Annotated in this window: 7 protein-coding genes; 5 read left to right on the forward strand and 2 right to left on the reverse strand. The window is 58.5% G+C overall.

The features are described 5' to 3' along the window. Positions 1–254 precede the first annotated feature (254 nt). From FJ398_23910 to FJ398_23930, 5 genes are all read left to right on the forward strand, one after another. Positions 255–551 (forward strand): hypothetical protein, encoded by a 297-nt coding sequence (locus tag FJ398_23910; GenBank protein MBM3840943.1) that lies wholly within the window; start codon positions 255–257, stop codon positions 549–551. 166 nt (positions 552–717) lie between these two features. After that, positions 718–2,850: an ATP-dependent helicase gene (locus FJ398_23915; GenBank protein ID MBM3840944.1), complete on the forward strand. Its 2,133-nt coding sequence runs from the start codon at positions 718–720 to the stop codon at positions 2,848–2,850. Positions 2,851–3,151: 301 nt separating this feature from the next. Beyond that, the gene (locus FJ398_23920) at positions 3,152–3,487 is read left to right on the forward strand and encodes a DUF1559 domain-containing protein (protein ID MBM3840945.1); all 336 of its coding nucleotides are present in this window, start codon (positions 3,152–3,154) and stop codon (positions 3,485–3,487) included. A gap of 14 nt (positions 3,488–3,501) precedes the next feature. Further along, positions 3,502–4,059 (forward strand): HD domain-containing protein, encoded by a 558-nt coding sequence (locus tag FJ398_23925; protein MBM3840946.1) that lies wholly within the window; start codon positions 3,502–3,504, stop codon positions 4,057–4,059. Positions 4,060–4,230: 171 nt separating this feature from the next. Next, positions 4,231–5,316, forward strand: a complete 1,086-nt coding sequence (locus FJ398_23930; protein MBM3840947.1) for a galactose mutarotase — start codon at positions 4,231–4,233, stop codon at positions 5,314–5,316. A 381-nt stretch (positions 5,317–5,697) separates the two neighbouring features. Here FJ398_23930 and FJ398_23935 read toward each other — a convergent pair whose 3' ends face one another. Further along, a complete protein-coding gene (locus FJ398_23935; protein ID MBM3840948.1) occupies positions 5,698–6,333 on the reverse strand; it encodes a prepilin-type N-terminal cleavage/methylation domain-containing protein in 636 nt (211 codons plus the stop codon). Positions 6,334–6,553: 220 nt separating this feature from the next. Next, the gene (locus FJ398_23940) at positions 6,554–7,414 is read right to left on the reverse strand and encodes a type II secretion system protein (GenBank protein MBM3840949.1); all 861 of its coding nucleotides are present in this window, start codon (positions 7,412–7,414) and stop codon (positions 6,554–6,556) included. Between the last annotated feature and the right edge of the window lie 324 nt (positions 7,415–7,738).

A 7,738-nucleotide genomic window follows, 5' to 3' on the forward strand; every position in this document is an offset into this window, starting at 1 on the left:
CCAACTAAAATAGCCAAGGCGGCGCGAATCTTGAGCCGGCCGCTGTTGCTTCGCCACTGCCAGTGTTGCGCCAATTCGTAGGCAATACGCGTGCGACCCGCCTCGAAAAACTCTTCCACAAGTTGCCACACCGTCGCGACATCCCACGACGAGAGGTTGCGTCCGCGGATTACCCACGCGGTCTCACTCTCCGACCCAGCGCCATTCACTCGGGTTCGACGCTAAATCAACTCCGAAAGAAGCGCAAGCGGAAAGTGTCGCTGTCGTGTTATGTGGAAAAACTTCCGATCCTTTACCAGGAATTCGCCGAGTCCGAACGCTTCAACGCCGGCAACAAAGCTCACCGAGCCGTCTTCAGCAGTGCGCAGGACTTGATCCAGAAGACCCCCGCTTTCTGGCGGAAATACGTGATGCCGCGGGTGCAAAAGGATTTCCAAGGACTCCACCGCTACTTGAGCCAGCCGTATCCGGACGGGCCCAGTTTATACCTCGAATGCATCGAGGCGAATATCGAGCGGGTCGAACGCACCCTCAGCGCCGCGGCAGCTTGACCGAGGTCAGTCATCCCCAAGTGAAACGGAGTGGTGGAGTCTTGGAGTGATGGAGTGTTGAAACGCCAATACTCCCTGACTCCGCCACTCGAATACTCCGTTGACGTCCGGTCCGCCTTGTCCTTTTTCCGTTTCCGGCCTGATTCCCAGTCGCTAACGTTTCGGCATGTCACGCGAGTATGTGCTCGAACCGTTTCGCGCGCCGATCGAGCTGGAGATCGATTACGCCGGCGAGCTGAATGAACAGCAATACGCCGCGGTCACCGCGGTGCCGAGTCCGGCTCTGGTCATCGCCGGGGCTGGGTCTGGCAAGACCCGGACGTTGACCTACCGCGTGGCTTACCTCCTGGAACAGGGCATTCCGCCAGAGCGCATTCTCCTCCTGACGTTCACGAACAAGGCCGCCCGGGAAATGATGCGCCGCGTGGCCGATCTGCTCGGCGGCGATCTGTCGTCGCTCTGGGGCGGCACGTTCCATTCGATTGGAAACCGGATTCTGCGAATGCACGCGGAGCCGTTGGGTTACACGCCGGGGTTCACCATTTTGGATCGCGAAGATGCCGAAGACCTCCTCAAGTCGTGCATCAGCGACGCCAACATCGACCTCAAAGAGACCCGCTTCCCAAAAGCCGAAGTGATCAGCGAGGTGTTTTCATTGGCCGTCAACACGCAGCGATCCCTGGCGGACATTCTCAAAGAACAGTTCGATTACTTTCAGATCCTGGAGCCGCAGCTTCACGATCTCCAACAGCGCTTTGCCACGCGCAAACGGGCGGCCAACGTCATGGACTTCGATGACCTGCTCGCGCTCTGGCTCTGCTTGCTCCGGGAGCATCCGGATGTTTGCGAAAGGTATCAGCGGCGGTTTCAGTTCATTCTGGTTGATGAATACCAGGACACGAACAAGCTCCAGAGCGATCTGATCGATCTGCTCGCGGCGCGGCACCAGAACGTCATGGTCGTGGGCGATGATTCCCAAAGCATTTACTCGTGGCGCGGGGCGAACTTCCACAACATCCTTCAATTCCCCAATCGCTATCCCAAAGCGGCCATCTACAAGATTGAAATCAATTATCGCAGCACTCCGGAAATTCTGGCGCTGGCCAACGCAGCCATCGCTCCGAATCGCCAGCAGTTCGCCAAAGCGCTGACTTCAGCGCGGAAATCCGGGATGAAACCGGTGCTCGTGCCGTGCGGTGACGGCGCTCAGCAAGCGCGCTTTGTCGCGCAACGGGCGCTGGAATTGCGTGACGAGGGCATTGAACTCCGCGAGATGGCGGTCTTGTACCGCGCGCACTTCCACGCACTGGAGCTGCAGTTGGAACTGACGCGCCGCAATATCCCCTTCACGATCACCAGTGGCATCCGCTTCTTCGAGCAGACCCACATCAAGGACGTCGCGGCCTACCTCAAGTTCGTCAACAATCCCCAGGACGAACTTTCCTTCAAACGCCTGGCCGGCCTTCTCCCCGGCATTGGCGGCAAAAGCGGGGACAAACTGTGGCACGCGTTCAAAGCGCGTCTTAGCGTAGGGCAGGCTTCCAGCCTGCCTGCATCGGGAGACGGCGAAGGAGATGCGAGTATTCAGAAATCAGTTATCAGTAATCAGACGTCAGTCATCAGTGGCCAGTCTCCGCACTCCGCACTCCGCACTCCGCATTCCGCAATCCCCACCCTGGCCGCCGCGCTCCAGGCCTGCGCTTCCAGCGTGCCGAAGAAGGCGGTAACTGCCTGGGCGCAGTTTACAGCGACCATCGCGCAATTGGAGTCGGAGCCTGTGCGCGGCCGAACGTCAAAAATGATTCGGCTGATTCTCGAAGCGAGCTACGAAGAATATTTGCAGGAATATTTTCCCAATTACCGCGCGCGCCTGGAAGATCTGGAGCAACTCGCCAACTACGCGCTGCAATTCAAAAACCCGGAGGAATTCCTCTCCCAACTGGCGCTGCTCTCCAACCTCGAAGCCGACGAAGACCGGCCGGCCACTTCGGACGACGAACGCATTCGGCTCTCGACCGTTCATCAGGCCAAAGGCCTCGAATTCAGCGTGGTCTTCATCATCATGCTTTGCGAGGGGCTCTTTCCCGCGGCGCGCTCGCTCGATGAAGAAGAGGAACGCCGCCTCTTCTACGTCGCCATCACCCGCGCAAAAAGCGAACTTTATCTGACCTACCCGCTGATTCGAGTTGCGGGCGGTTACAGCGACGACTTCATGCAGCGGCCGTCTCGTTTTCTGAGCGACCTTCCCAAAGAACTGATCGACGAGTGGAGTTTGTCTTCCTTCAATCCTTACGGCTGAGAGAAAGGTAGGGCAGGCATCCTGCCTGCCAGAACCCTTCCAGGCACGGGAACGCGGGGAGGCAGGCTGGAAGCCTGCCCTACTTGCTTCAGAACTACCTGGCCAATCGAGGCGCGGCTCGCGACTAAACAGATAGAGACAAGATGAACGACATCGAAAAGCTCTGCCTCCGGGCGCGCGAGGGCGATTTGGAAGCCGCTTCCGAACTGGTCGGACTTCATTACGAGAAGATCTTTTCTTACTCCGCGCGGAAGCCGCGCAACTCCAGCAGCAGATCGCAGGTCTCATTCAACTGCGAGTCGTGAACGAGAATCTCCGAGCCGAACTGGCCCGGCCTGCCGCCATGGACAGTTCGCTGGCGAAAGCAAGAGCCAGGGCGGATTCCATCCGCTGCGTGAACAATATGAAAAACATCGGCCTGGCCGCGCGAATCTATGCCCCAGAGCATCAAGACACTTTTCCTCCGGAGGCCACGATCCAAACTTACTTCTGGGCGCTGTCTGCCGGGAACTTCGAGCGCATGCTGGAGTGCCTGTCCCCTTCCGCGAGGCCAAGGAAACTTCCCAGGAGGGGAACGGGACCCTGCGAGGTCGAACGAAGTTACAGGGTTTTGGCATACCGCCGCGATTTTTTCTGATACGGTCCCGCGATATGCCAGCCCAAGAAATCATCGACGAACTCTTCCAACTGTTCCTTGAACGCGGCCACCGCCACTACGGGGAGCAAGTGACCGAGACCCAGCACGCGCTGCAATGCGCCACCTTCGCGCGTCAGGCCGGAGAACCCGCGCACCTGGTTGCGGCGTGTCTGTTGCACGACTACGGGCATTTGCTGCACAACTTTGGCGAGCAAATCGCCGATCAGGGCGTCGATGCCAGGCATGAGAATATCGGCGCCAATTATCTGGCACGTTATTTCGCGGAGGACGTAGTGGAGCCGATTCGTTTGCACGTGCGGGCCAAACGATACTTGTGTTGGAAGGAACGCGCTTACTTGGATGACTTGTCCGAAGCGTCTCTCAAGAGTCTGTCTTTGCAGGGCGGCCCCATGAGCGACGAGGAAGCCCGCGCCTTCGAGGCGCACCCGCACTTTGCCTCGGCCGTCTCGCTGCGGCGCTACGATGACATGGGCAAGGTTCCGGACATGGCCACCCTCTCGTTTGAGGATTTTCGTTCCGCGCTGGAGCCGTTCGTGCGCCAACCTTCTTAGGATCTGAACAGGAGGCAACAGAGCAAACGGAGTGCTTGGCAACAACATTTCTCCGAAATCCTCGACTCCGTTGCCTCTGTTTGCTCCTGTTCAATTCTTGTGGATGCACCGGGTATGGTTGCGCGGATTTTTCAGTTTGCGCCGGGGTGCTTTAGCTAACAGAATCCAGTTATGAACTTCTACAAGCGCTTCGCTCATTTCGCCGTGCTGATCCTTGTGGCATCCGCCCATGCCCGCGCCGCCGAACCACTGAAGCGGATTGAGGAACGCGAATTCGGCAAGACGCAGGACGGCACGCCCGTCAAGCAATTCATTCTGCGCAATGCCCAAGGCATGATCGCGAAAGTGATCTCCTACGGCGCCACCGTCACCGAGCTTCAAGCGCCGGATCGCAACGGCGCGCTGGCCAGCGTCGTGTTGGGCGCGAACACGCTCGAACAATATCTCAAAGGCGTGAACGCGGCGTCGGTCATCGGGCGCGTGGCGAATCGGATCGCCAAAGCTCGTTTCACCCTCGATGGCGTCGAATACAAACTTGCAGCCAACAGCGGGCCGCATCACATCCACGGCGGACGCGTCGGGTTTGCCCGAATTGTGTGGCAAGCCAGCGCCCTTCCAGCCCGCGACCACGAGGCGGCGGTTCAACTCACGTATCTCAGCAAGGACGGCGAAGAAAACTATCCCGGCAACCTCACCGTCAAAGTCACCTACACGCTCACGGACCAGAACGAACTGCGGCTGGAGTACGAAGCCACGACCGACAAGGCCACGCCGGTCAACCTGACCAACCACGCTTACTTCAATCTCGCCGGCCAGGGCGACGTGCTCGGCCACGAATTATGGCTCGCTTCAGACCGCTACACGCCGGCGGACGACCAGTTGATTCCGACGGGCGAAATCGCCGGCGTGAAGGGAACACCGTTGGATTTCACCACGACGACGACGATTGGCGCCCGCATTGAACAATTGAAGCCCAGGCCCAACGGCTACGATCACAATTACGTCCTTCCCGGCGGCGGCAAATCGCTCGTGCTTGCCGCGCGTCTCACGGAGCCGCAGAGCGGACGGGTTATGGAAGTGCGCACTACCGAGCCGGGCATGCAACTGTACAGCGGCAATCATCTCAAGCACGGCGGCGTTTGCTTCGAGACCCAGCATTACCCGGACTCGGTCAACAAGCCGAATTTCCCTTCAACCATTCTGCGTCCCGGCCAAACCTTCAAAAGCACGACAGTGTTTGCGTTCTCAGCAAAGTAGTGCAGGCATCCTGCCTGCACGTCCCAGGTTCTTTGGACGCGTCCCAATGGGGCAGGCGGGAAGCCTGTACGGGTTTAGTTACAGTAGCGTGGTAGGGACGGATTCCACTCCGTCCCAAATCAAGCCTTGAGGCAGACCGCCGCCCAGGAAGCGACGATGGGCCGGCGGAGGCTCCTGGTCTTTCCGTTGTCCGCCTCCCCTTCAAGAGACGCCTCAAGGATTAGTCAGGAACGGAGTGGAATCCGTCCCTACCAACGCTAAACAGAAAGGCAAGCCTGCCGTACGCAGTTTGTCTCTGACATTTCGAGGTTCGGACGCTATGAGACTCGCATGAGAACACCCAGGCTATTTCCTCGGATTTCGATCCGCCGTACTCCTTCGCTAATTTTCGTTGGCTGCCTCCTTTCGCTGACCGCTGCAATTGCGACGGAAACCGCCCAGGACTCCAGGCCGGAGCGGACGCCGGTTTCCCCAGCGCGTTTTCGATTCGAAACGGTCAACGGCCAATCGCTCGGCCTTTGGGAAGGCGAGCGCCCGATCCTGGTTTTCAATCATGGCGAAGTGACCAGCCCGAACGCGCCAAACGCGCGCAGCCATTCCAATTATTTCCATCCGATCTACGGTCTGGATGGCGAAGTGCTGACGGATGATTTCCCCAAGGACCACGTTTATCATCGCGGACTTTACTGGGCTTGGTCGCACATCCGGATCGCCGGCCAGGAACATGATTTCTGGAGCCTGCGCGGAATTCGCTATCAGTTCCAGCGCTGGCTGGCTCGCGAAGTCTCCGAGTCGAAGGCGATCCTCGGCGTGGAAAACGGCTGGTTCGTCGGCGACAAACAGGTCATACATCATCATTCCCAGATTGATCTGCCGGACGTTACTCATGCACTTGGCCCGGTGCGCGGCTGCCTTGGCGCGATTCAACGCCGGCAACAGCATTCCCGCCAGCAGAGCGATGATCGCAATGACCACAAGCAGTTCGATCAAAGTGAACCCCGAATTGGGCTGTCGCATGGGCAGTCAGGAAGATTCTGAAACCGCGCATCGGGACCATGAACCCAGAAGAGCGCACGATTGCGCGCCAGCGTCTTGGACTGCGGCAGTCCTCTGCCGCCTTTGACTTACCCGCGTCCTCCCAAAGCGCCAGAGGACTGGCGCACTCCAAAACCTGGCGGCGAAATGTCGATTCAGAGCGTCGTTGAGTAAGTCTCCTCTACATGTAGGTTGCTTTAGGTTACTTCATCCACGCCGGGAAATTCTTCGTCCGCTCCTGCCCGTGGCGTTGATACGTGCGATGCCACTTGAACGTCCAGACCTTCGTCGGCGTGGTGGTGGCGCGGACGGAATGGTCGAAGAACGCGAGGTTGATGCCTTTGCCGTGACGCCTGAAAGCGAAATGCGCCGATTCCGCTCCGGCACTGATCCACTGGCCATTGAAAGTCGGCGCCTGATCCTTGTCGGAGACTCGGTGATCCGGTCCGCCCCCGCGCCACATCGAGTCGCCGAACAACGGAATTTCCGAAGCCGCGTCCGGGACGTTGAAGGATCCCCAATGATCCTGCCAGCGCCGGCCTTGAATGTCGTTCTTCGCATTGTAAATCCAATTGTTCCCGCCGTAACTGCTCACCAGTTGCGTCGCCGACAGATCCTCCGCGAAGTTCGGAAAGTTGTAGGCCGTGTGCGGTCCGCCGTATTCGGCCAGGCGGCTCTCCGGCGTGTTCAACGGCATTTTCATTTCGGTGTTTCCCGTGGCCGGAGCTCGCCGCATGTTGGCGTCTGGGCACAGGAGCAAAGAAGGTTTCTCCTTGTAGTGCTTGGCCAACGCCCGCACCCATTCGCCTCGCGCCCAACCGACGGTATCGCCGTCGCTGAACTTGCCGTCGTTTTCGTCCGTGTAAAACACCCAGATCAAACCCCACTGCTTCAGATTAGAAATGCAGTGGGTGGACTTGGCTTTGCTTTTCGCCCGGCTCAACGCCGGCAAGAGCATGCCTGCAAGAATCGCGATGATGGCGATGACGACGAGCAATTCGATGAGGGTGAATCCGGCAGTCCACCGCGATGCCTGCCGATCAGGCCGAAGATTACTGTTCATAGCATAGCTTGAGGTTTGGCGAGAATTCGGGTTGTTGGTGGAGAATTTGCCTCAAAAAGACGTTCAAGTCCAAGAAAAGAGATCACGAGTTCAGGTTGTATGCCCTCAGTTGAGGGTGGGGCGAGGCTCCCGCCGAGCCAATGCCATCGAAGAAAGGCTCCGCAGGAGCGTCACCCCACCGTCGTTAACTGAGGGGACGCGTTGACTCATGGGAAAAGCTTACCGAAGGGGATCTGAGTTTTGGTTCGGCTGACTCATCATAGTGTGGACTGTTTTCGGACCTGGCGGAACAGAGCTTTGAGCTGCTCTTCCAGCGTGGTTTTC

The sequence above is a fragment of the Verrucomicrobiota bacterium genome (assembly GCA_016871535.1).
GTDB lineage: Bacteria > Verrucomicrobiota > Verrucomicrobiia > Limisphaerales > SIBE01 > VHCZ01.